Below are 22,970 nucleotides of genomic sequence, written 5' to 3'. Positions count from 1 at the left end.
GACTTCCCCCGACGCGCGGTCCCCGGACGGTCCCCGTCCTCGACCACGAACCCTCCGTGACCACGTCGTCGTGGCGGTCACGCGACCGCCGAGGCGACCTCCCCCTTTCGTTTCGCTGACGACGAGCGACCGCAGTCGGACTCGTTCCGTCGTCACGGCCTTTATACAGCCGCGACACGTACCGCTCGAACAATGGAATCGGTCGACCCGTCGGACGCCGCTCCACCGACGGACGCGCTGTCCGCCGTGTTTCACCTCTACGAGGTCCGTCGCGACGGCGACCGGCTGCTCTACTACGGCGACGCACTCGTCCCCGAACGGATGCTCCTCCGAGAGGTCTGGCCCGCCTTCCGCGAGGCAGGCTACGAGGTACAGATCGCTCGAACGAACGGCCCACAGGACGTGCTCGTCGCCCGACCCCTGGACAACAGCGTCGACGGCGTTCCGTGGAAGAACCTGCTCTTGCTCCTCCTGACCGTCTGTTCGACGCTGTTCGTGGGCGCGAACGCCTGGTACTACGTCCCCGTCTCGGAGATCACCGCGAACCCGCTGGCGGTGTTGCAGGCGTGGCCTTTCACGGCCGCGGTGCTCGGCGTGCTGCTCGTCCACGAACTCGGCCACTACGCGATGGCGCGCTACCACGACGTCGACGTCTCGCTGCCCTACGTCATCCCCTTCATCCTCCCGTTCGGGACGATGGGGGCGATCATCCGGATGCGCGGACAGATGCCCGACCGGAAGGCGCTGTTCGACATCGGCGTCGCCGGCCCGCTGGCGGGGCTCGCAGCGACGATCGTCGTCACGGTGATCGGCCTCTCGCTCGACCCGATGCCGATCCCCGACAACGTCCTCGCCAGCGGCGGCGAAATCATCGTGTTCAACAACCCGCCGTTGCTCGACATCATCGCGACGCTCATCAACCAACCCGTCGCCTACGGAACGGCCGCCTCGCCGCCGGCTGACGTCCCGCTGAACCCGCTCGGGTCGGCCATCTTAGACGTCATCGGCGACCCACCGGTCAGCTCGCAGTCCGGCGTCACCATCCACCCGGTCATCATCGGCGGCTGGGTCGGGATGTTCTTCACGGTGCTCAACCTGCTACCCGTCGGCCAACTCGACGGCGGACACATGCTCCGAGCGATGATCGGCGAACGGCAGGAGACGGTCGCCGCGATGGTGCCGCTCGTCCTGTTCGGCCTGTCGGCGTATCTCTACTACGGCCGCGGACTCAGCATCAACGAGTCTGTCGGGCTGTGGGCGTTCTGGGGGCTGTTCTCGACGTTCATCGCGTTCAACGGCCCCGCGAACCCCATCGACGAGAAGGGGCTCGACCGCCGCCGACTCGCCGTCGGCGCGCTCACGTTCTTCCTCGGCCTGCTGTGTTTCATGCTCGTGCCGATCCAGCTACTGACCGTCTGAGTCGGTACGACTGGGGGCGTGTGCGTCCGACGTCTCGCCGACGAAGCCGTCGGCGGCAGCCTCGGACGCGAACTCGATCGCGAGCGCCGCGCTGGCGACGCCGACGGCGAGGACGAGGAAGCCGACCGCGAGACGAACGTCGAGCGGAACCGGGAGACTCTGACCGGCCAGCATCGACGCGGCGGTGACGAACCCGACCAGCGCACCGGACCACGCGTTGCCGCTCGCCCCCCAGAGCGTCCACCGTCGCGCCACCGACCAGCCGCCGACGCCGACCGCGACGGCGAAGACGACCGCGAAGACGGGGCCGGTCGGAAAGCCGACGACGGCGACGGTGCCGGCGAGGGACGCGGCGACGACGAAGGCGAGGCGAGGACGACGGTCGTTGGCGGCGTTCACGACTCGAAACGGGCGGGCAAACGACAAGTAGCTTCGGTGGGCGTTGAAGTGCAGGGAGCGTAACGAGAGATCAGGGTAGCGACGGCTCAGGACTCCTCGCTCGCGTGTGTGAACCCGCGGTCCGGCAGCGGGTCGCCGTCGGCGACGACGCCCGAACCGGACGCGGTCACCGTTCCGACCCGTGTGACCTCGACGTCGACGGCCGAGCGGACGGCCTCGAGAGCGTCCGCTGGGACGGTGAACACGAGTTCGAAGTCCTCGCCGAAGTGGAGTGCACACTCCCGACGGTCGGCGTCGTCGCGGGCGACCTCGTCGACGCTGGAGTCGACGGGGACGCGGGCGACGTCGAGGTCGAACCCACAGTCGCTGGCCTCGGCGAGCTGGTGGAGCGACCGGGCGAGGCCGTCGCTGGAGTCCATCATCGCCGTGGCGTGGTCGCGGAGCGTCTCGCCGGCGGCGACGCGGGGTGTGAACCGAAAGAGCGCGTTGCCGCGCTCCGCGTCGCCGTCCTCGAAGAAGCGGATCGCGGCGGCGGTTCGGCCGAGCGTCCCAGTGACGCAGACGGCGTCGCCGGGAGTCGCACCGGATCGACGGACGGGGGCGTCCGTCTCGCCGACGGCCGTCGTCGCGACCGTGAACTCCTGGTGGCCGTCGAGATCGCCGCCGACGTACTCGGCGTCGACGGCCGCACAGACGTCGCAAGCGCCGTCGACGAACGACCGGAGTTCGGTCTCGTCGAACTCGGGGGCAGCGTAGACCGCGACCGCCGCCGTCGCCGTCGCCCCCATGGCGGCGACGTCCGAGAGCGACGCGCCGACGGCACGCCAGCCGGCGGTGTATCGGGTGGTTCCGGCCGGGAAGTCTGTCGTCTCGTGGAGCATGTCGGTCGTGATGACCGTCCCGTCGACGACGGCGGCGTCGTCGCCGGCGCCCGAGAGGTCCGCAGCGAGCAGCCGCAGCGCCGTACGCTCGTCCATGCACGAGGCAGACTCTCCGGTGTCGTAAACCCACCGAGACGGTGACAGACGAGAACTGTCGGAAGCGTGTTCGGTCGGTGTTCCGTCACCAGGAGGCGGTTTCGGTGGGTTAAAGCAGTCACTCGTCGACCCTCCGGACATGGCAGGTGAGCGACTGCGGACGACCGTACTGGGGTTCGCAGTGACCGTTCTCGTCTTCGCTGCGCTCTTCTACTTCGCCGGAACCGACCAGTTGGTCGCCCAACTGGAGATGGCCGACACCCGTCTCGTCGTCGTCGTCGTCGGCGTGACGCTGCTGTGGCTGATGGCGTGGAGCCTCGCGTTGCGGACCGTCCTGGGCGTCCTCGGCGTCGACATCACGCCGGTGAAGTCGTTTCTCGTCTTCTCGGGGGCGATGTTCTCGAACAACATCACCCCGTTCGGACAGGCCGGCGGCGAACCGGTGACGGCGCTGCTCATCTCGCGGACGGCAGACGCCGAGTACGAGACCGGGCTGGCGGCGATCGCGAGCGTCGACACGCTCAACTTCGTCCCGTCGATCACCATCGCGCTGTTCGGCGCGGGCTACTTCGTCACCGAGACGACGCTCGTCCGGAACAACTCGCGCATCGAGATGGCCGTCGTCGCCATCGTGGCACTCGCCGTCGCCGTCCCCGGGCTGTTCTACCTCGGCTGGCAGAAGCGCTACGAACTCGAACACCGGGTGATAAACCGGATCACTCCGTTCATCCAGTGGCTGACGGAGCTGTTGCCGCGGCTGTCGGTCCCCACCGCCGAAAGCATCGAGGCGCGTGTGAGTCGGTTCTTCGAGGCCATCGAGCGCGTGGCGACGAACCAGCGGGGACTCGCGCTGGCGCTCGGGCTCTCCGCGCTCGGCTGGTTCTTCCAAATGGTCGGCCTCTGGTTGGCGTTCCAGGCCATCGGCGTCCCCATCAAGCTCTCTCTTGCGATGTTCGTCGTCCCGATCGGCGCCATCGCGGGTGTGACGCCGCTCCCCGGTGGCGCTGGCGGCATCGAGTGGGTGTTGGCGACGCTGTTGGCGGCGGCGACCGGACCGGCCATCGGGTTCGCGACTGCGACGGCGGCGGTCATCATCTATCGCGGGGCCGTCTACTGGGTGCCGACGCTCATCGGCGGGGCCGTGATGGGCGTTCTCAGCGTCCGCGGACGGGCCTAATACGATGGCTTTTTACAGCGATACCATGAAAAGCAGGACATGGTAACCCTCTACGACGTTCCGGCGGACGAGCTCATCGGGGAGCTCGCCGACCGACTCGAGGACCGCATCGAAGCACCGGAGTGGGCGAACTTCACGAAGACGGGATCCGGCAAGGAGCTGCCGCCGCAGGACGACGACTTCTGGTTCGTGCGTGCGGGCAGCCTCCTGCGCAAGGTCGCCACGAAGGGCCCCATCGGCATGGAGAGCCTCGCCGTCGAGTACGGCGGGAAGAAGCGCGGCTCGAACCGCTACCGCGTCGCCAAGGCGAAGACCTCGACCGGTTCGAAGAAGATCAACCGCGTCATCCTCCAGCAGCTCGAAGAGGAGGGACTCGTCGAGACGGCGCAGGGTGAGGGCCGTCGCATCACCGACGAGGGTCGGAGCTTCCTCGACGACGCCGCCAACGACGTGTTCGAACGGCTCGACCGTCCCGAGCTCGAACGCTACGCGTAGAGTTTTACGTCCGCAACCGTTTTCTTCGAGCCAGTACCGCGAGCCGCGGCACCCCCGTCCGTAATCGTTTTCCTGCAGAAGCGGAAACTATCACCTATGAGTGGCAACCCCGACGACGAACGACTCGAAGAGCTTCGACAGAAGAAGATGCAGGAGCTCCAAGAACAGGCCGACCAGCAACAGGGAGGCGGCGAGGCCGAGGAGGCCGCCCGCCAGCAGGCGGAGGCCCAGAAGGACGCACTCCTCCGGCAGTATCTCACCGACGGCGCGCGTCAGCGGCTCAACGCCGTCCAGATGTCGAAACCCGACTTCGCCGAGCAGGTCGAACAGCAGATCGTCGCGCTGGCGCAGAGCGGACGCATCCAGGGCCAGATCGACGAAGACCAGATGAAGAGCCTGCTGAAGGAACTCAAGCCCGACTCGAAGAGCTTCGATATCCGTCGCCGGTGATGGAGCTCGCGCTCCTCTACAGCGGGGGGAAGGACTCCTCGCTCGCCGCCCTCCTGCTCGATTCCTTCTACGACGTCAGCCTCGTCACCGCCCACTTCGGCGTCACGGAGGACTGGCAGCACGCCGCCCGGGCGGCGGAGACGCTCGAGTTCCCGTTCGAGACGGTCGAACTCGACCGCGAGGTCGCCGTCTCGGCCGCCGAGACGATGTACGACGACGGCTATCCACGTAACGGTATCCAGGCCGTCCACGAGCACGCGCTGGAGACCGTCGCCGCGTGGGACGTCGACGCCGTCGCCGACGGCACCCGCCGCGACGACCGCGTCCCGACCATCTCGCGGGCGCAGGCACAGAGCCTCGAAGACCGCCACGGCGTCGACTACCTCGCGCCGCTGTCGGGGTTCGGTCGCCACGCCGTCGACCGACTGGTCGAGACGGCGCTCGACGTCGAGTCGGGTCCGAGCGAGGAGATCCCCCGAGCGGACTACGAGGGCGAACTCCGGACGCTCGTCGCAGATCGGTTCGGACGCGACGCCGTCGGCGAGGTGTTCCCCGACCACACACAGACGTACGTACACGGTCGACAGTGAGGCGTCGACCCCGACCACCGTCCACGGTCGGTAGTACATCACCGACCGTGACCACCGTCCGCGGTCGGCAGGAAACGACGAAGTCGAACCGCTCTTACCCTGTGGCAGTAACCCCTACCTGTGGATCCGGGAATCCTCTACTCGCTCGTCGCCGCACTCCTGTGGGGCCTCCAGATCGTCGCGCTGAAGCGGTACTTCGACGGCTACTCGGCGTTCGCGTTGCCGGTTCTGATCAACGCCTTCGCCGCACTCGCCTTCACGCCGTTCGCAGTCGCGACGACGTCGCCAGCGGAACTGCCGTCGCTCGCGACGTTCACGCCGGTCGCACTCGGCGCGATCCTCCTCACGGTGCTCGCGATCGGGGCCGCGTTCATCCTCTTTCTGCAGGCTCTGGAGGCGGGTGAGGTCTCCTACGTCGCCCCGATCAACAAGCTCGCACCGGTGTTCGTGTTGCCGATCGAGATCGCCTTGCTGGGTGCGCATCTCGGTCCGCTCCAACTGGCGGGCGTGCTCGCGGCGACGCTCGCCGTCTACGTCGCCAACTACGAACCGGGGGAGCTGATCGAACCGATCAAGCGGGCAGCCTACTCGCGACCCGCCCAGTTGGCGCTCTTGAGTGCCGCGGGCTGGGGGGTCGGCGACGTGGGCAAGCGGGTCGCCCTTCAGGAGCTGGCGCTGCCGCCACAGCTCTGGGTACCGCTGCTCGAGGTCAGCGTCGTACTCGTCCTCCTGCCGGTCGCGTTCCACACGCTCCCCTCCGTCTCCCGACTCCGCGGCGACCTCCCGAAGTTCGTCGGCCTCGGCGTGCTCGTCGCCACCGCCGAGTACGTCACGTCCCTGGCGTTCCAACTCGTCCCGGCCAGCATCGCCTCGCCAGTGATCAACACGCAGGCGGTCGTCGCGGTCGTGCTCGGCGGACTCCTGCTCGGCGAGGAGAACCTCGGCATCCGCCTCGTCGCGGCGCTGCTCGCCGTCGTCGGGGTCGGTCTCATCGCCCTCTAGTCCGGTTGCACCGTCTCGTCGCCGACGGTAGGCTCCCCGTACCGAGCGACGGCGACGCCGCGGTGCGCCGAGAGCCCGAGTCGTGACGAGACGTCACGTCGTGTACGACGCCACGAAAGGGCAGGCTTGAAGCGCACAGTCGCCGAAGCCTCGTCCATGTACGACCGACTCAAGGGCTTCCGCGACTTCTACCCCGAGGAGATGGGGTCGCGTCGGCAGATGTTCGACGCGATGGAGGAGACGGCGGCCCGCTACGGCTTCCGCGAGATCGAGACGCCGCGACTGGAGCGCACGCAGATGTACGTCGACAAGTCGGGCGAGGAGATCGTCGACGAACTGTACGCCTTCACCGACAAAGGTGGCCGCGAAGTGACGCTCACGCCCGAACTGACGCCGACGGTCGCCCGGATGTTCGTCGCCCGCCAGCAGGCGCTGTCGAAGCCAGTCAAGTGGGTCTCTACGCGACCGTTCTGGCGCTACGAACAGGTCCAACAGGGCCGGTTCCGCGAGTTCTACCAGACCAACGTCGACATCTTCGGCTCCAGCGAACCCGAGGCCGACGCGGAGATCCTCGCGTTCGCCGCCGACACGCTGTTCGGACTCGGTCTCACCGCCGACGACTTCGAGTTCCGCGTCAGCCACCGCGACATCCTCTCTGGTCTGCTCTCCGCCTTCGACGCCGACGTCGACACCCGCGACGCCATCCGCGCGGTCGACAAACGAGCGAAGGTCGAGGAGGTCGAGTACTTCGGGCTGCTCGAAGACGCCGGGCTCGGTGCCGCAGAGGCCCAGCAGTTCGACGACCTCATCACGGCGGGCGACCTCGACGCCATCGCCGACTTCGGCGACGAGGAACTGGCCGCCGCTGTCGACAACCTCCGAGACGTGCTCGCCGCCGCCGACGACTTCGGCGCGGGCGACGTCTGCAGCCTGTCGCTGACGACGGCCCGCGGGCTGGACTACTACACCGGCGTCGTCTTCGAGTGTTTCGACACCACCGGCGAGGTCTCCCGCGCCGTCTTCGGCGGCGGCCGATACGACGACCTCATCGAGGACTTCGGCGGCCAGCCGACGCCGGCCGTCGGCGTCGCCCTCGGCGACGCGACGCTCCAACTCCTGCTCGAACGCGCCGACGCGTGGCCCGAGGAGTCGCTCACGACCGACTACTACGTCCTGCAGGTGGGCGACACCCGCGAGACCGCCGCCCGGGTCGCCCGCGACCTCCGAGAGCGCGGCAACGTCGTCGAGACCGACGTCGCCGGACGGAGTTTCGGCGCACAGATGGGCTACGCCGACAGCATCAACGCCGGGACGGTCGTCATCGTCGGCGAGCAGGACCTCGCGAACGGCGAGGTGACGGTGAAGGATATGGCGTCGGGCGAGCAGACCACCGCGCCGGTCGACGAGTTCCCCGGTCCGCTCGACGCACCGACCTACGACGACTTCGCCGAGTGAGGAGCTCGGTTCCCGACCCGTGAGAATCGACACCGACGCTTAACCGCTCTCCGACCGTCCCTTCGAGTGACTATCATGTACGACAGGATTCTGGTGCCGACGGACGGAAGCGAGACTGCGACGCGAGCGGTCGACCACGCGGTCGACCTCGCCGCCCAGTACGGCGCGACGCTCCACGTACTCTCGGTCGTCGACCCGACGCGGTTCAGCACCGTCGACGTCGACCCGAGCAGCGTGCTCGAAGCCGTCGAGAAGAGTTCCCGCGAGGCGGTCGAGGCGGTCGAAACCACCGCGGCGGACGCCGGTGTCGCGGTCGAGACGACGGTCGTCCGCGGCGCCCCCGCCCGGACGATCACCGAGTACGCGACGGACAACGATATCGACCTCGTGGTGATGGGAACACACGGTCGAACGGGACTCGACCGTTACCTGCTGGGAAGCGTGACGGAGCGGGTCGTCCGGACCGCTCCCGTCCCCGTCCTCACGGTCCGTCTCGACGAGTGAGCGCCGAGTGGGTGAGCGTTTTATCCTGTTTTCCGACGTAGGCACGGTATGCGTACAGAGTACGAGCGGATCCTGGTACCGACCGACGGGAGTCCGGAGGCGGAGGCTGCAGTCGTCCACGCGGTCGAGCTCGCCGCCCGATACGACGCGACGCTGCACGCGCTCTCGGTCGCGGACGTGAGTCACTTTCACGGACTCGACGTCGACACCAGCGTCATCGTCGAGGGGTTCGAGGAGGAGGCGCGGACGGCGGTCGACCACGTCGTCGACGCCGGAGCGGCGGCGGGGGTGACGGTGGAGACGGCCGTCGAACAGGGGCCGGTCTCGGAGACGATCCTGGCGTACGTCGACGACAACGACGTCGACCTCGTCGTCGTCGGGACGCGCGGCCACCACGGATTGGAGCAGTTCCTCCTCGGGAGTGTCGCCGACCGTCTCGTGCGCCGCGCGGCCGTCCCCGTCCTGACGGTCCCGCCCGCCGACTGAGAGCAGTCGTGCACTCCGAGGGACGCCACTGCGCTCGCAATCGCTCTCTCCTTCCGTCGCGGTTAAGCCCGACGACGGCCATCCCCGACTATGCGCGCCTTCCGCGTCGCCTACGACGGCCGTCCCTTCTACGGGTTTCAGCGTCAGCCCTCGGTTCCGACCGTCGAGGACAGCCTCTTCGACGCGCTGCGTCGTCTCGGCGTCCTCGACGAGACGGCAGCCAAGCCGACGGGGTACGCCGCGGCCGGTCGGACCGACGCTGGGGTCTCCGCCGTCGCCCAGACGATCGCCTTCGACTGCCCGGAGTGGTGTACGCCGCGCGCGCTGAACAGTGAACTCCCGAGTCACGTCCGCGCGTGGGCCGCAGCGGACGTCCCCGCGGACTTCCACGCGACCCACCACGCGGTCCGACGACGGTACAGTTACCACCTCTACGCCCCGACGCCGGAGTCCGACTCGCTCGACGGTCGAAGTCACGTCGACGACGACCACGCCCGGACCGCACTCGACGCGCTCTGCGGCGAACACGACTTCCACAACCTGACGCCCGACGACACGGGGACCGTCCGCGAGTTGAGCGGCGACCTGACGCGAGACGGTGAGTTCCTCGTCGTCCGCGTCGAGTCGGGCGGGTTCGCCCGTGAACTCGTCCGACGACTCGTCTCGCTCGTGCAGGCCGTCGGGAGCGGGGCCGCACCAGTCGAGAAGATCGAGCGCGTGTTGGGTTCGGAGCCGATCGACGGGCCCGAAGGCGTCCCACCGGCACCCCCGACGCCGCTCGTGTTGACCGGCGTCGACTACTCCGGCGTCGCGTTCGAGTGCGACGAGACGGCGGTCGCGTCGACGCGGAGCGTGTTCGGCGAGCGCGCCGTCGAGGGTCGCGTCCGCAGTCGCGTCGCCGACACGGTGTTGGCGGCCGTCGCCCCCGAGTAGTCGGTCGGCCGACTCGTGTCGACCGTTCGGCGTTCCAGACTGACGTTCGGAGCGAACGGTAAGTGTCGGTTATCAGCGTTTAATCCCGTCGTGCGCGTCGAATTCGGCGTTTACGAGTCCGGAGGGTGGCCCCAGGGGGTGGGAGAAGAGTATGGTTCCCCACGACACGACGGCGTCGACTCGCAAGCCGACCGTACCAGGAACGACGAGCGTGACAACCGGCGTCTAACTAACGAGTCGAGTCTCGTTACGTCCTCTCGGAAGGAATCATGCGTAAAAACAACGGTGGAAACAGCAGGTCGTCGCTCCGCACGGACGGAGGGACGGAGACGAACGTGTTCGCGCAGAGCCTCGTTCTGCCCTCGATCTTGACCGTCGTCGTCTTGGGAGGACTGATCGCCGTGCTCCTCGGCGGCGGCGGGATCCTCGGTGCCCCCCAAGATCTCGCGGCTGCGGACTGCATCGGCGGCTGTGGAGCCGACGTCGACCAGGAACCGAAAGCGAGCGCACCCGCCGCGCTCTCTGACCCGGTACTCGACGCCGACGACGACGAGACGGTGACGCCAGCCGTCGACGATTCGAAGTCGACCCCCGAGTCGGAGAAGAACGTCGAGAAGTCGAAGAAGAAGGACCGCGACCGCGACGACAGAGACGCCGGACGGGACGACTCCGAGAAGGACCGCTCCGACGAAGACGACTCAGAGAAGGACCGCTCCGACGAAGACGACTCAGAGAAGGACCGCTCCGACGAAGACGACTCAGAGAAGGACCGCTCCGACGAAGACGACTCAGAGAAGGACCGCTCCGACGAAGACGACTCAGAGAAGGACCGCTCCGACGAAGACGACTCAGAGAAGGACCGCTCCGACGAAGACGACTCAGAGAAGGACCGCTCCGACGAAGACGACTCAGAGAAGGACCGCTCCGACGAAGACGACTCCGACGACGACTCCGAAACGGGCGGGGACGACCGTTCGGCCGCTGGGTCGACGCAGGATCAGACACAGGGACAGTCGACCAACCAGTCGCAGGCACAGACCGGCGAGAACAACGACCAAGACCAGGATCAGCAGTTAGACCAGACACAGGGACAGGGGCAATCCGGCGAGGACAACGCCCAGGAGCAGCACCAGGACAGCGAGCTGGATCAAGAACAGGCTCAGTCCGGCGAGGACAACGAGCAGGAACAGAGCCAAGACAACGACCAGGAGCAGACGGAAGCTCAGACCGGCGAAGACAACGAGCAGGGTCAAGAGCAGACGAACGACCAGGAGCAGAGTCAGGAACAGTCCGGCGAAGACAACGACCAGGACCAAGAGCAGTCGAACGACCAGGAGCAGAGCCAAGAACAGTCCGGCGAGGACAACGACCAGGACCAAGAACAGTCTGCCGACCAGACGCAGGGACAGACACAGGAGGGCGAACAGAACGACCAGGAACAGAGCCAGACGAACGAACAGACGCAGGACCAAGAGCAGTCCGGTGAGGGCAACGACCAAGAGCAGAGCCAGAACACGGACCAGTCGCAGTACCAACACCAGAGCGACGACGGGGCGGACCAGACACAGACGCAGAGCAGCGACCAGTCGCAGGACCAGAGCCAGTCGGGGGAGGGTAACAGCCAGAGTCAGAGCCAAGAGCAGAGCCAGACGCAGGTACAGATCGGCGGCGAGAACCAGCAGCAAGCGCTCGCCGTACAGCAGGTGCTCGTGCAGGCCGACGGCGACGTGACCGTCGTCCTCCACATCGTCATCAACCAGTACATGACCGACGGCGTCGACAGCAGCCAAGTGCAGGCTCAGGGCGCCCAGCAGGTCGAAGTGCAGAGCAACGGCGACGTCGTCGTCGAAGAGGAGATCGTCATCAACCAGGGATCCGCCGAAGAGTTCCTCGCGTCGTTAGAGGCGGACACAGAGTCAGAGGAGAGCAGCGACGGTACGTCGGATGACGACGGACACGACCACGACTCTGACCACCACGACTCTGATCACCACGAGTCCGACGAGAGCGAGACGACAGAAGACATGAGCGAGACGACAGAAGACATCGACACTCCGGAAGAGACCGAGTCGATCTCGACGGCCGCCGTCGAGGCGACCGCGTAACCGTCTCGTCGAGAGACGAATCGAGAGTGGCCGACAGGGCAGATCTCCCGCGATCTCGTTTTGACTCGGGCGTGTCGCACTCGACGACGGCGACTCTGCCGTCACCTACGTCGAGGTGTCGACCTCGGCCTACCGGCGGTGTGAGAGATGGATCGGCCGCGAGTGACCACCTCATTCGACTCTCACCGCATCGCCAGGTGTCTCCGCGTGCAGCCGCGGTGAGGACCGTCGTCGCCCGTTCGAAGAGCGACTGGACAGTGACGCGTGTCTCGGGGAACGAGGCGGTGATAACGGGTCGTTCAACGCCGGTTCGGCGAGCGTACTCAGGGACCGGAACTGTCCTAACTGGTGTTAATCGCGTTCTAGAACCCCAACAACGGGGTCATACCCAAACCGTCTCTCACGAGATAGGATGGTGACGTTAAGCGAAAGTCAAACGTCCCCAACAATGTCAGACAAGAAACAACAAGGCGAGACCGGACGCAGTTCCGGAAGCCGACGGATGCGCGTCGTCTCTCGGCTGTTCGTCGTCGCGATCACGATGATCGTCGTCTCCGGCAGCATCGTCGGCGCCGCCGGCGCGACGTCCGTCTCGTTCGAGAACTCCCAATCGCAAGTCCAAGAGTTCATCCAACACCTCACGGAGAACCAGGACGGGAAGTACAACGACAAAGACACCGACCAACAGCTCGACCAGCGTCAGGGCCAGGGCCAGTTCGAGACCCGCCACAGTAGCCAGGAGCAGAAACAGCGCTCCTCGCAGACGGGGAAGGCTGACCAGTACGGTGTGCACAACTGGCAGGACGTCGCGGAGGACGTCTTCCAGTACGGCATCAACGCCCAGGCGGGCGTCCACAACGCCCAGGAACAGGTCCAGGATGCGATGCAGAAGCGTCTCGCGGGCCAGGACGGTAAGCGCAACGACCAGTCCTCCGAACAGGACCTCCGACAGCGCGCCACCTCCCAACAGGACAGCTACAAGAGCGCCCAGGGGCAGTTCCAGAACGCCGAGCAGTTCAGCGAGGGCTACCAGGTCGGCTACAACAACGACCAGACGCAGGACCAGGACGTCCACCAGGAGGCGACCCAGAAGCAGCACTCCAAGCGCAGCCTCCAGAGCCAGGCACAGGACGCGACCCAGAGTCAGTCCGGCGGCCAGCTCTACTCGAAGGACGGCAAGCAGAGCCAGACCCAGGAGATCGACTCCGAACAGCGGCAGTCCCAGAAGAGCTACCGCGGCGTCCAGCAGCAGACTGAGAGCTCCGCGCAGGACCAGCTCGCCGGTCAGACCGGTGAAGACCACACCCAGCGACAGAAGCAGGCCGCCGACAAGGACCAGACCCAGCGACAGAAGGGTGCCTACGTCGACCAGCGCCAGAACGCCGACTCCGAGCAGGCGCAGTCCGCCTACGTCGAGGGTGAGGACAACGACCAGGTCCAGACCGAGTCCGCACGACAGAAGCAGAACCAGAAGCAGGACGCCAAGAAGAGCGACCAAGAACAGAACGCCGACGCCGACCAGTCGCAGACCCAACAGCAGTTCGGCGAAGACAACGACCAGAAGCAGCGCTCGCAGTCCGTCCAGGACCAGAACCAGAAGCAGAGCGGCACCAACCACGACCAGTCGCAGGACGCCGACTCCGAACAGGACGCGTTCCAGAGCCAGGACGGCGAGGATAGCGAGCAGGAACAGCGACAGAGCATCAAGCAGAACGAAGATCAAGAGCAGGACGGCGACCGCCACGACCAGGAACAGAGCCAGGACGCCTCCGAGTCTGCCGAGCAGATCGCCGCCGGTGACGACACCGAACAGGAGCAGTCCCAGGGCGTGACGCAGGACGCAGAACAGGAGACCGAGGGCCACCACAACAACCAGACGCAGACCCAGGACGCGTCGGCAGACGCCAGCCAGGCTGCGCACGGTGACGACATCGAACAGGATCAAGAACAGGACATCGACCAGGACGCAGAACAGGACCAGGAAGGCAAGCACAACGACCAGAGCCAGGAACAGAACGCCGAGGCGACGGCCGGACAGCACGCTCGCGGTGACGACATCGAACAGAGCCAAGAGCAGAGCATCGAGCAGTCCGCCGAACAGTCACAGGACGGCGAGGACAACGACCAGAGCCAGACGCAGGACGCGTCCGCGACCCAGGTTCAGGTCAGCTTCAGCGGCGTCGGTGGCATGGGGATGCAGGGAACCTCTGTGACCCACGACGCGACCGACGGCTCCTCCTCGGAGGGTGCCCACACCGCCGCATCGGGGATGTGCACGGACACGAAGTGCACCGACAGCGAGGCCTCGATGTCGGGTTCGAGCAGCGACAAGAGCTCCGACTCCGACTCCGAGACCAACTCCGGTGACGGCTCCAGCGAGATGGAACAGGAAGTCAGCGTCAACGGCGGCGACGCCGACACCAAGGTGGAGCAGAAGCAGGAGCGCTGACGGCAGCGCCTCCAACTACCTCGTAGCAACGACCGACGACCACCTTTTTATCGGACGTAGCACCGAGAGCGACAGCACTCCTCACCAGTCGTCGGGCCAGAGGTCGGCCGCACGCATCCCGCGTTCGAAGTCGGCGTCGCGGAACGCCGCGGCGAGGTCGTCGCGGTCGAGTCGCGGCACGTCGCGACCGGCGAGCTCCAGAACCGAGAGCGCCGTCAGCATCGCGTGTTCGCGGAGGTTCCGACGGTCGACCTTCTCGCGTGTGTCGGCCGACGTGTGCGCCCACCCGCGGCCGCGTTCGCCGCTGTCGCTGTGCAGTTGGAGCGCGGGGACGCCCTCCCGGACGAACGGCCACTGGTCGCTGAACGGATGTGGCTCCGGAACGACGCGGATCGGGCGTCCGGTCTCGTCGGCGACCGTCTCGGCGACGTCGGTCGTCGCCTCGGAGGTGTGCGTCATCGCGACGAGGTCGCGGAACCGCCCCGCGCCGTCGACGTTGACGACGGCGGCGAGGTCGTCGTGGTCGACGACGCTCGCGAGATGCTCCGATCCGACGAGCCCCGTCTCCTCGCAGCCGACCGCCGCGACCCGGACGTCGCGGTCGAGACGGGGAGAGAGTTCGGCGAGGATCCGAGCGGCGGCGACGACGACGGCGACGCCACAGCCGTTGTCGAGCGCACCCTCGCCGACGTCGTGGGCGTCGTAGTGAGCGACGAGGAGGAGGTCGCCGTCCGTGTCGTCGACTTCGTCGCCGTCGGTCCCACCCTCCGACGTGACTCGCCCCACGACGTTCTGACTCTCCGCCGGCTCGGTTCGGGCGTCGACCCAGAGGCGGACCCGACCGCCGCGTTCGGCGTACTCCGTGAGCCACGCGCCCGTCTCCTTCGAGACGCCGACGGCGACGGCGTCGGCCTCCTCGTCGAACCGGAGTGCGCCCGTCGGCGGCAGTTGGCCGGGGACGTGGTTGACGAAGACGAAGCCGACGGCACCCGCGTCGACGGCGTGTGCGAACTTCTCCATCCGGTGGACGAACCGCCCGCCGTCGGGCGTGGTCGTGCTCGCGACGGCGACCGTCCCGGCGACGTCGCGGTCGTCGACCTCGCTCGGGGTGCCGTGACCGACGTCGACGAGGTCGGCCTCGACCTCACCAGCGGGGCAGTACGGGAGCGCGAGCGCCTCGAACGACCGATCGTCGGGCGCGAGGAGGTCGAGCGTCGCCGACCCGCGCGTCCAGCGGTTCGTCTCGAACGACTGGAGACGGACGTCGTCGACGCCGGCGGCGCGGAGGGCGTCGGCGACGCGGTCGGCGGCGCGTCGTTCGCCGTCGCTGCCGCCCATCCGACTGTCGATGGTGGTCAGGTCGGTCAGCAGGTCCCATCCGGCGTCGTCGAGCCACGTCCGCCCGAGCGCGGCGTGGAGCGTGTCGTCCATGGGCCGCGTTCACGCGGCGAGGACAAAGGCACGGTGGGCGGTCGAGTCGAGAGGGGCGTCGAACGGCCGAGTCGAGAAGGTGACGGAGCGCTGTGCTGTCGGGGCTGTGCGACCGGTTTGGCAAGACTTACCACCACGACGACCTACCCTCCGTCTATGAGTTCGGTTCCCGAGCGGAGCGAGATCGACGAGGAGTACAAGTGGGACCTCGAGAGCATCTACGCCGACGACGAGGAGTGGGAGACGGCCTTCGAGGACGTCGAGAGTCGGGTCGACGACGTCCGGGAGTACGAGGGGCGGCTCACGGAGGACGCCGAGACGCTGCGCTCGGCGCTCGAACTCGAGGAGTCGCTGATGCGCGACGTCGCGACGGTGGCGTCGTACGCCCGTCTGCGGAGTAGCGAGGACACGCGGAACCAGGAGTATCAGGCGCTGTCGACGCGTGCACAGTCGCTGGCGTCGAAGGCACAGAGCGCGACGAGTTTCATCGAACCCGAACTCCAGCAGAACCTCGACGAGGCGGACGTCGCCTCGTTCGTCGACGACGAACCCGCTCTCGCCGAGTACGAACACTACTTCGACGACGTGTTGCGGATGAAGCCGCACACGCGCTCGGCGGAGGTCGAGGAACTGCTCGCCGAACTGTCGGAGGTGACGGGCGCACCCAGCGACATCTACACCATGCTGTCGAACGCGGACATGACGTTCCCGACCGTCGAGAACCCCGAAGGCGAGGCCGTCGAGATCTCGCAAGGGAACTTCACGAAACTGCTGAAGCATCCCGACCGCGAGTTCCGACAGACGGTCCACGAAGAGTTCTACGAGGAGTGGGCGGACGTCCGCAACTCGGTCGGAACGGCGCTGAAGAACAGCGTGAAGACGGACGTGAAACTCGCCCGAGCGCGGAACTACGAGACCGCTCGCGAGGCGGCGCTCGACGGGCCGAACGTCCCGGTGGAGGTGTACGACAACCTGCTCGGCACGGTCCGCGACAACCTCGATCACCTCCACCGTCACGCCGACCTGAAGCGACAGGCGCTCGACGTCGACGACCTCCAGATGTGGGATCTCTACATGTCGCTGACGGGTGACGAGGGGCCGGCGGTACCCTACGAGCAGGCCAAAGAGTACATCGTCGAGGCGGTCGCGCCGCTCGGCGAGGACTACCAGCAGCGCGTCGCACAGGGGCTGGAGGACCGCTGGGTCGACGTCTACGAGAACCGCGGGAAGCAGTCGGGCGCTTACTCCTCGGGGACCTACGACACCCAGCCGTTCATCATGATGAACTACCAGGACGACATCACGTCGATGTTTACCCTGGCACACGAACTCGGCCACTCGCTGCACTCCGAGCTGGCGAAGGAGGCCCAGCCGTGGCAGTACTCCGGCTACGAGATCTTCGTCGCCGAGGTCGCCTCGACGGTCAACGAGACGCTTCTCACGCACTATCTCCTGGAGAACGCCGAGAGCGACGAGCTCCGGACGCACGTGCTCGACGAGTACCTCGAACGCGTCCGCTCGACGCTCTACCGGCAGACGATGTTCGCCGACTTCGAACAGCAGATCCACGAGATCGCCGAGGACGGCGGCGCGCTGACGCCCGACAGATTCGACCAGATCTACGGCGACCTGAAGGAGGAGTTCTACGAACCCGCCGTCGTCGACGACGCCATCCGCCGCGAGTGGATGCGCATCCCGCACTTCTACTACTCCTACTACGTCTACCAGTACTCGACGGGGATCAGCGCGGCCGTCTCCATCGTCGAGCGCATCTTCGACGAGGGCGACGACGCGGCCGACGACTACCTCGAGGCGCTGGAGATGGGCGGCTGTGCCTACCCGATGGAGATCCTGTCGACCGCCGGCGTCGACATGACCTCGCCGGAACCGATCGAGCAGGCGCTCTCGGTCTACGGCGACTACCTCGACCGGATGGCCGACCTGCTGGATCTCGAGTAGTCGACCCGTCGTGCGGCCGTCAGTGCCCGGAGACGCGTCGTCGTGACTCGAGGGGTTTCAGCCTGTCGCAACCTCCAACCACTCTCGCGACCCAAAGGCACATTTACGCGGATACCAAACGTGGACCTAACGAATGTCACATAGTCCGTCTCTTCCCGACCGCCCACGGCTCGACCTCGATCCCGACATGTCGGACGCCGAGCGGTTGGACGCGATGCGAAAGCACTACGCACGCATCGTGCAGGTCAACGACGAACTGGACGAGCGACTGACGGAGGCAGACGACCGACGTGAGGGTCTCCAAGAGGAGGTCGACCACCTCAAGCGGCGCAACGAGGTACTGAAGACCTCGTCGCTCTACATCGCGAGCGTCGAGGAGGTGACCGACGACGGCGTCGTCATCAAACAGCACGGCAACAACCAGGAGGTGCTCACGGACGTCTCGCCGCAGCTCCAGGACGACCTCGAACCCGGCGACCGCGTCGCCATCAACGACTCCTTCGCCGTCCAGCGGCTGCTCGACGACGAGACCGACGCCCGCGCACAGGCGATGGAGGTCGACGAGTCGCCCGAGGTCCGCTACGAGGACATCGGCGGCATCGACGAACAGGTACGCGAGGTGCGCGAGGCCGTCGAGGACCCGCTCGTCAGCCCCGAACAGTTCGAGACGGTCGGCGTCGAACCGCCGTCGGGCGTCCTGCTCCACGGCCCGCCGGGCACCGGGAAGACGATGCTCGCGAAGGCCGTCGCCAACGAGACCGACGCCACCTTCATCAAGATGGCCGGCTCCGAGTTGGTGCGAAAGTTCATCGGCGAAGGGTCGCGGCTCGTCCGCGACCTGTTCGAGCTGGCCGCCGAGCGGGAACCGGCGGTCATCTTCATCGACGAGATCGACGCCGTCGCCGCCAAGCGCACCGACTCGAAGACCTCCGGCGACGCCGAGGTCCAGCGGACGATGATGCAGCTACTCTCGGAGATGGACGGCTTCGAGGACCGCGGCGAGATCCGCATCATCGCCGCGACCAACCGCTTCGACATGCTCGACGAGGCGATCCTCCGGCCGGGTCGCTTCGATCGCCTCATCGAGGTGCCCAAGCCCGGCGTCGAGGGTCGTGCCCAGATCCTCCGCATCCACACGCAGGATATGAACGTCGCAGACGACCTCGACTTCGAGGAGCTCGCCGATGAACTCGACGACTACAGCGGTGCCGACATCGCCTCGCTGGCGACCGAGGCGGGGATGTACGCCATCCGCGACGAGCGGACGGAGGTCACACACGAGGACTTCGAGCAGGCCAGAGAGAAGATGGAGGCAGCCGAGGAGTCGGCGGACCGCTCGGCCCGAAGCTACCAGTACTGAACCGTCGGTCCTCTTTTCGGCTCAGCGTCGGCCGTCGTCGAATGCGAGGCCGGCCAGTTTGTTCAGCCCGGCCTGGAGATGTTGGTGGAACGTCGGGCCGGCGATGCCGAACGTCTCGGCGAGTTCGCCGCCGGAGCTCTCGCGCGGTCGTCTGAAGTAGCCGCCGCGGTAGGCGGCCTCGACCGTCTGGCGCTGTCTGTCGGTGAGCGTCGTCTCGAGCTGTTCGCGGAACCCCTCGACCGACTGGATCGTCCGGTCGGTCTCCCGCTTCGCGACGAGTTCGGCCGTCGGGAACGACGCCACGAGCCCCTCGACGAGCGTCCGGATCTCCGTCTCGGGCGGGACGACCGCGGTGAGTCGGAGCGACCCGGCCGTGGCGGTCGCCGCCGCGACCGTCGCACCCGCGTCCAAGAACGTTCGAAGCGGCGACGACGAGAGGGTGCACTCGACGGTGCCGCCGCCGACGCCGTCTTCGAGCACGCGCGCCTGCTCGACGCCGGTCGTCCCGCTCGCGTCCTCGACGACGTCGACCGGAGCAGCCCCCCGGACGCGGAGGTAGCAGTGGACGCCCTCCGTCGCCGGGATGACGCCGTCGATCTCGAACGTACAGTCGGCGGTCGCCGCGAGCCCGGCGAGCACCGAGTCCTCGCCGACAGTCAACTCCAGTTCCGTCAGCGTGTCCGCGAAGAGCAGCCGTCGGTTCTCGACGGCGTTGATGGCGTAGCCGATGGTTTCGCCGAGCACCTCGAACGCGTGCGTCTCGTTGTCGCCGAACGCCTCGGGTCGGAGCGCGTTGACGACGAGGACGCCGTAGGTGTGGCCGAGATACGAGATGGGGACGAGTGCGAACGAGCGGTAGCCGCCGTCGAGGGCGACGTCCTTCAGCGCGCCCGGGACGGTCGACGAGTCGTGCAGATACTGGACGGCCTCGACGGTGCCGTCGTCGAGCGCGGCGGCGAGTTCGGGCAGCGCCGTCCGGCCGCCGTCGAGGGCGTCGACCCACGTCGCTCCGTCCACGTTCGACGCTTCGCGGACGGTGAGCGCGTCGCCGTCGAGGGCGGGAGCGACGACGAGTGCCGACCCGTACAGGTGGGAACTCGCCAGTCGGTCGCAGACGGTCGCCTCGATCTCGTCGCGTCTCACCCCTTCGAGAAGCGAGTCGACGACGTCGTGGACGATGGTGTTGACCTGGTTGTACGTCTCGATCTCGTCGTTCTGGGCGGCGACGCGGAGCTCCGACTGCTTTCGGTCGGTGATGTTCAGGTGGGAGACGAGCACGTACTCCCTGCCGTCGAACGGGAATCGGGTGGCGCGCATGGTGAACCAGCGCTGTTGGTCCGGCCCGTGACAGGGGTACTCGAAGGCGAACTCGTCGCGGTCGTTCTCGAGGACGTCGCGGACCCCCTCTGCGGCAGTCGCGGCGTGGTCGTCGGTGGCGGCGTCGCACACCGACAGATAGTCGACGCCGATAGTGTGTGCGGGCCCCTGAAACCCGTTTTCCTCGCCGAACCGTCGCCACGCCCGGTTCGTGTAGACGATCTCGGCGTCGGTGTTCAGAATCGCGACCTGCGTGGGAAGCGCGTCGAACCCCGCCTCGGTGAGCGACCCCACGCGGGCCGAGTCGTCGACCTCGGTGGAACCGTCGCGCTCACGGGCGGGAGCGTGATTGTCGTGTGGGAGAGTCATGGCATTCCGGCCGTCGGAGAGATGGCGCTCGGCAGTATAAACGGTGGGGAGGGGCGGACGGTCTCCGACGAGTCGGCTGCAGCGGGGGCGAGGGAACGCCGAGCGGGCAGGGAGACGGGAACGGAGAGAGCGGTGTCGAGAGGATGCCGTCTACGGGGCGACGGTCGGGAGCGAGCGGATCTCCTGGGCGAGCGTCGTCCGTTCGACCGGTTTCTGGTGAGCGGTGAGTCGCGGCGTCTGCCGGAGTCGCGTCGCGAACGTCGCGGAGAGATGCGACGTCAGGAGGAGAACGGGGACGTCGTGGTCGTCGAGTCGGCGGCAGAGTCGACGGACGCGGTCGGTGACGGATCTGACGTCGACGACGGCCAGCGACGCCGACTGCGGCTCCGCGAGGACGCCTTCGAGTTCCGCGCTCGAGGAGACCGACTCGAACAGGCAGTCGAGCGACTGGACGGTCTCTTCGATCAGGTCGGCGTTGCCGGCGGCCGTCCCGATGGCGACGACGCGTTTCGTCGAACGATCCGGAAGCGTCGGAGCGGCGGGGGCCGTCTCCGCGGAGGTGGGGAACATCGTGAATGAAGCCAAACTCCCCTCGGGGTTAGTTCGACTACCTCATGAGACAGGTATCCCCTGTCTGACAGAGATGGGCAGGGGCGGCGTGCCGACTCAGTCCGCGTCGTCGACGCCACACCGTTCGTAGAACTCGGCGGGCGTGTCGTCGATGCGTTCGAAGGGGCCGAAGTCGCGTTCGTGGTGGCGGATGATCTGTTCGGCGATCCAGGAGCTGAACCGTTCGTCGAAACACCAGTCGTCGTCCGGACAGTCGACCGCGAAGCGGTCGTCGGTCGCGAAAGCGACGTAGACGTGATAGAAGCCGAGGACGACCTCGGCGAACTCGCGGGCCTGGGTACCACACTCGCCGCGTTTGGCCTGTAGCTCCTCGGCGCCCGCATCGGTGAGCGCGAAGTACTTCCGGTCGGGTTCGTCCTCGCGGTCGACGCGTTCGGTCCAGCCCTCCTCCTCGAACTTGTAGAGGATGGGGTAGACGGAGCCGTACGACGGCTCCCAGTGACCGCCGCTCAGCTCCTGGATCTCCTTGAGGATCTCGTAGCCGTATCGGGGGCGGTCCTCCAGAAGTTCGAGTACGAGATACGAGATGAGTCCCTTCGGCGGACCACTTTTCCGCATTGCCCGTCGGTTGCTGTGGCGCTCGTGAAAGGGTTTCGATTGCGCGTCTCAGGCGTCCGGCTCCTCGTCGACCGACGATTCGAACTCGACGTCGACCGCCTCGCCGGCGAGTCTGATGTGGCCGTAGTTGACGAGCGCGACGAGGACGCTCCCGCCGAGCGCGTTACCGATCGTCGTCCACAGGAGGAAGTGGCCGTAGTCGGCGACGGTGACGAGCGGGCTGAGGAGCAGCCCCGTCAGTACCTCCGTCGTCCCGAGAAGTGCGTGGTGGAACGGGGCGAGGCCGATGGTCGCGGCGACGATGATGATGATGAGCACCCGAGAGACGGTGTCTCGCGTCGCGGCGACGAGCCACGTCATCAACCCCATGAGCCACCCGGCGACGACGCCGCTCAGGAGGATCACCCACCACGGATGGCGGACGAGCGCCGTCGCGAGCGACTCGGCGGCCGCCGGCGTGACGATTCCGAACGCGGGGCCGAAGCCGGCGACGAACACGGCGAACGCCCCGCAGCCGATGAGATTCGAGACGTAGACGTTCCCCCAGAGACGACCGACTTCGCGGACGCTCGTCCGTCCGTCGAGCAACGGGAGGACCGCCATCGTCGTGTGGGCGGTGAACAGTTCGGTCTGGCCGAGGACGACGAACAGGAAACCGATGGACGACAGCAGTGCGAGCGTCACCTGCTTCACGAGCGGGGAGGGAAAACTCGGCGAGAACGTCAGCGCCATCCCCATGAACAGCGCGCCGAAACTGACGTTGAGGCCGGCCGCGATCCCCGAGAGGAACACTCCCTTCGGCGGCCGTTTTATCTCACGGAGCGCGTTCTCCAGCTCCCGCTCGAGGATCTTGTTGTACGAGAGGCTCGCGCCCTGTGGTTCGTCGCTCGGCATCTGGAGAGGGG

General features: G+C 67.0%; 21 protein-coding genes. 14 read left to right on the top strand and 7 right to left on the bottom strand.

Annotation, left to right across the window (positions count from 1 at the left end; translation table 11 throughout):
• Positions 1–192: 192 nt before the first annotated feature.
• Positions 193–1,419 carry a site-2 protease family protein gene (locus tag EOHIBHHM_RS08155; protein WP_497256350.1) on the top strand — a complete coding sequence of 409 codons (1,227 nt, stop codon included), beginning with the start codon at positions 193–195 and terminating at the stop codon, positions 1,417–1,419.
• Here the strand turns inward: EOHIBHHM_RS08155 and EOHIBHHM_RS08150 are convergent.
• Positions 1,405–1,818 (bottom strand): hypothetical protein, encoded by a 414-nt coding sequence (locus EOHIBHHM_RS08150; protein WP_497256348.1) that lies wholly within the window; start codon positions 1,816–1,818, stop codon positions 1,405–1,407. The two genes, EOHIBHHM_RS08155 and EOHIBHHM_RS08150, sit on opposite strands and share 15 nt — an antisense overlap.
• Positions 1,819–1,904: 86 nt before the next feature.
• Entirely contained in the window at positions 1,905–2,795 is an 891-nt protein-coding gene (thiL, locus tag EOHIBHHM_RS08145) for a thiamine-phosphate kinase (RefSeq protein WP_497256346.1), read from the bottom strand.
• Between the two features lie 139 nt (positions 2,796–2,934).
• On the opposite strand from thiL, the gene EOHIBHHM_RS08140 reads away from it, so the two are divergent.
• The 11 genes from EOHIBHHM_RS08140 to EOHIBHHM_RS08090 all read left to right on the top strand — a co-directional run bounded on the left by EOHIBHHM_RS08140 (position 2,935) and on the right by EOHIBHHM_RS08090 (position 14,441).
• A complete protein-coding gene (locus EOHIBHHM_RS08140) occupies positions 2,935–3,972 on the top strand; it encodes a lysylphosphatidylglycerol synthase transmembrane domain-containing protein (RefSeq protein WP_497256344.1) in 1,038 nt (345 codons plus the stop codon).
• 39 nt (positions 3,973–4,011) lie between these two features.
• The gene (locus EOHIBHHM_RS08135; protein ID WP_497256342.1) at positions 4,012–4,467 is read left to right on the top strand and encodes a 30S ribosomal protein S19e; all 456 of its coding nucleotides are present in this window, start codon (positions 4,012–4,014) and stop codon (positions 4,465–4,467) included.
• 96 nt (positions 4,468–4,563) lie between these two features.
• Positions 4,564–4,917, top strand: a complete 354-nt coding sequence (locus EOHIBHHM_RS08130; protein ID WP_497256340.1) for a DNA-binding protein — start codon at positions 4,564–4,566, stop codon at positions 4,915–4,917.
• Positions 4,917–5,507: a DUF7411 family protein gene (locus EOHIBHHM_RS08125; RefSeq protein ID WP_497256338.1), complete on the top strand. Its 591-nt coding sequence runs from the start codon at positions 4,917–4,919 to the stop codon at positions 5,505–5,507. The genes EOHIBHHM_RS08130 and EOHIBHHM_RS08125 overlap by 1 nt, the downstream gene beginning before the upstream one ends.
• Before the next feature lie 120 nt (positions 5,508–5,627).
• Positions 5,628–6,509, top strand: coding sequence for an EamA family transporter (locus EOHIBHHM_RS08120; RefSeq protein WP_497256336.1), 882 nt, complete (start codon positions 5,628–5,630; stop codon positions 6,507–6,509).
• Positions 6,510–6,665: 156 nt separating this feature from the next.
• Positions 6,666–7,964, top strand: coding sequence for a histidine--tRNA ligase (hisS, locus tag EOHIBHHM_RS08115; RefSeq protein ID WP_497256334.1), 1,299 nt, complete (start codon positions 6,666–6,668; stop codon positions 7,962–7,964).
• A 75-nt stretch (positions 7,965–8,039) separates the two neighbouring features.
• Complete coding sequence (locus EOHIBHHM_RS08110) at positions 8,040–8,468, top strand: universal stress protein (RefSeq protein ID WP_497256332.1); 429 nt, start codon at positions 8,040–8,042, stop codon at positions 8,466–8,468.
• A gap of 48 nt (positions 8,469–8,516) precedes the next feature.
• A complete protein-coding gene (locus EOHIBHHM_RS08105) occupies positions 8,517–8,954 on the top strand; it encodes a universal stress protein (RefSeq protein ID WP_497256330.1) in 438 nt (145 codons plus the stop codon).
• A 90-nt stretch (positions 8,955–9,044) separates the two neighbouring features.
• Complete coding sequence (gene truA, locus EOHIBHHM_RS08100; protein ID WP_497256328.1) at positions 9,045–9,887, top strand: tRNA pseudouridine(38-40) synthase TruA; 843 nt, start codon at positions 9,045–9,047, stop codon at positions 9,885–9,887.
• Between the two features lie 269 nt (positions 9,888–10,156).
• A complete protein-coding gene (locus EOHIBHHM_RS08095) occupies positions 10,157–11,992 on the top strand; it encodes a hypothetical protein (protein ID WP_497256326.1) in 1,836 nt (611 codons plus the stop codon).
• A 448-nt stretch (positions 11,993–12,440) separates the two neighbouring features.
• The gene (locus tag EOHIBHHM_RS08090; protein ID WP_497256324.1) at positions 12,441–14,441 is read left to right on the top strand and encodes a hypothetical protein; all 2,001 of its coding nucleotides are present in this window, start codon (positions 12,441–12,443) and stop codon (positions 14,439–14,441) included.
• Positions 14,442–14,522: 81 nt separating this feature from the next.
• On the opposite strand, the gene EOHIBHHM_RS08085 is transcribed toward EOHIBHHM_RS08090, so the two are convergent.
• Positions 14,523–15,872, bottom strand: a complete 1,350-nt coding sequence (locus EOHIBHHM_RS08085) for a M20/M25/M40 family metallo-hydrolase (RefSeq protein ID WP_497256322.1) — start codon at positions 15,870–15,872, stop codon at positions 14,523–14,525.
• A 156-nt stretch (positions 15,873–16,028) separates the two neighbouring features.
• On the opposite strand from EOHIBHHM_RS08085, the gene pepF reads away from it, so the two are divergent.
• Together pepF and pan2 are read left to right on the top strand one after the other, a co-directional pair.
• On the top strand, positions 16,029–17,831 hold the full coding sequence (gene pepF / locus EOHIBHHM_RS08080) for an oligoendopeptidase F (protein ID WP_497256320.1): 1,803 nt from the start codon (positions 16,029–16,031) through the stop codon (positions 17,829–17,831).
• A gap of 133 nt (positions 17,832–17,964) precedes the next feature.
• Positions 17,965–19,191 (top strand): proteasome-activating nucleotidase Pan2, encoded by a 1,227-nt coding sequence (gene pan2, locus EOHIBHHM_RS08075; protein WP_497256318.1) that lies wholly within the window; start codon positions 17,965–17,967, stop codon positions 19,189–19,191.
• A gap of 21 nt (positions 19,192–19,212) precedes the next feature.
• On the opposite strand, the gene EOHIBHHM_RS08070 is transcribed toward pan2, so the two are convergent.
• From EOHIBHHM_RS08070 to EOHIBHHM_RS08055, 4 genes are all read right to left on the bottom strand, one after another.
• Positions 19,213–20,877, bottom strand: a complete 1,665-nt coding sequence (locus tag EOHIBHHM_RS08070) for a bacterio-opsin activator domain-containing protein (RefSeq protein WP_497256316.1) — start codon at positions 20,875–20,877, stop codon at positions 19,213–19,215.
• Positions 20,878–21,027: 150 nt separating this feature from the next.
• Positions 21,028–21,462 carry a hypothetical protein gene (locus EOHIBHHM_RS08065; RefSeq protein ID WP_497256314.1) on the bottom strand — a complete coding sequence of 145 codons (435 nt, stop codon included), beginning with the start codon at positions 21,460–21,462 and terminating at the stop codon, positions 21,028–21,030.
• A gap of 81 nt (positions 21,463–21,543) precedes the next feature.
• A complete protein-coding gene (locus EOHIBHHM_RS08060) occupies positions 21,544–22,065 on the bottom strand; it encodes a PadR family transcriptional regulator (protein ID WP_497256312.1) in 522 nt (173 codons plus the stop codon).
• Positions 22,066–22,113: 48 nt separating this feature from the next.
• Positions 22,114–22,959: a formate/nitrite transporter family protein gene (locus EOHIBHHM_RS08055; RefSeq protein ID WP_497256310.1), complete on the bottom strand. Its 846-nt coding sequence runs from the start codon at positions 22,957–22,959 to the stop codon at positions 22,114–22,116.
• Positions 22,960–22,970 lie beyond the last annotated feature (11 nt).

The sequence above is a fragment of the Halogranum roseipondis genome, from assembly GCF_059695585.1.
The sequence above is the reverse complement of the archived record's forward strand: the minus strand, read 5'-3'. Positions and strand labels throughout refer to the sequence as shown.

Coding starts and splice junctions, on each gene's coding strand:
- EOHIBHHM_RS08155 (WP_497256350.1), top strand. CDS start 193: ATGGAATCGGTCGACCCGTCGGACGCCGCTCCACCGACGGACGCGCTG.
- thiL (WP_497256346.1), bottom strand. CDS start 2,795: ATGGACGAGCGTACGGCGCTGCGGCTGCTCGCTGCGGACCTCTCGGGC.
- EOHIBHHM_RS08140 (WP_497256344.1), top strand. CDS start 2,935: ATGGCAGGTGAGCGACTGCGGACGACCGTACTGGGGTTCGCAGTGACC.
- EOHIBHHM_RS08135 (WP_497256342.1), top strand. CDS start 4,012: ATGGTAACCCTCTACGACGTTCCGGCGGACGAGCTCATCGGGGAGCTC.
- EOHIBHHM_RS08130 (WP_497256340.1), top strand. CDS start 4,564: ATGAGTGGCAACCCCGACGACGAACGACTCGAAGAGCTTCGACAGAAG.
- EOHIBHHM_RS08125 (WP_497256338.1), top strand. CDS start 4,917: ATGGAGCTCGCGCTCCTCTACAGCGGGGGGAAGGACTCCTCGCTCGCC.
- hisS (WP_497256334.1), top strand. CDS start 6,666: ATGTACGACCGACTCAAGGGCTTCCGCGACTTCTACCCCGAGGAGATG.
- EOHIBHHM_RS08110 (WP_497256332.1), top strand. CDS start 8,040: ATGTACGACAGGATTCTGGTGCCGACGGACGGAAGCGAGACTGCGACG.
- EOHIBHHM_RS08105 (WP_497256330.1), top strand. CDS start 8,517: ATGCGTACAGAGTACGAGCGGATCCTGGTACCGACCGACGGGAGTCCG.
- truA (WP_497256328.1), top strand. CDS start 9,045: ATGCGCGCCTTCCGCGTCGCCTACGACGGCCGTCCCTTCTACGGGTTT.
- EOHIBHHM_RS08095 (WP_497256326.1), top strand. CDS start 10,157: ATGCGTAAAAACAACGGTGGAAACAGCAGGTCGTCGCTCCGCACGGAC.
- EOHIBHHM_RS08090 (WP_497256324.1), top strand. CDS start 12,441: ATGTCAGACAAGAAACAACAAGGCGAGACCGGACGCAGTTCCGGAAGC.
- EOHIBHHM_RS08085 (WP_497256322.1), bottom strand. CDS start 15,872: ATGGACGACACGCTCCACGCCGCGCTCGGGCGGACGTGGCTCGACGAC.
- pepF (WP_497256320.1), top strand. CDS start 16,029: ATGAGTTCGGTTCCCGAGCGGAGCGAGATCGACGAGGAGTACAAGTGG.
- pan2 (WP_497256318.1), top strand. CDS start 17,965: ATGTCACATAGTCCGTCTCTTCCCGACCGCCCACGGCTCGACCTCGAT.
- EOHIBHHM_RS08070 (WP_497256316.1), bottom strand. CDS start 20,877: ATGACTCTCCCACACGACAATCACGCTCCCGCCCGTGAGCGCGACGGT.
- EOHIBHHM_RS08060 (WP_497256312.1), bottom strand. CDS start 22,065: ATGCGGAAAAGTGGTCCGCCGAAGGGACTCATCTCGTATCTCGTACTC.
- EOHIBHHM_RS08055 (WP_497256310.1), bottom strand. CDS start 22,959: ATGCCGAGCGACGAACCACAGGGCGCGAGCCTCTCGTACAACAAGATC.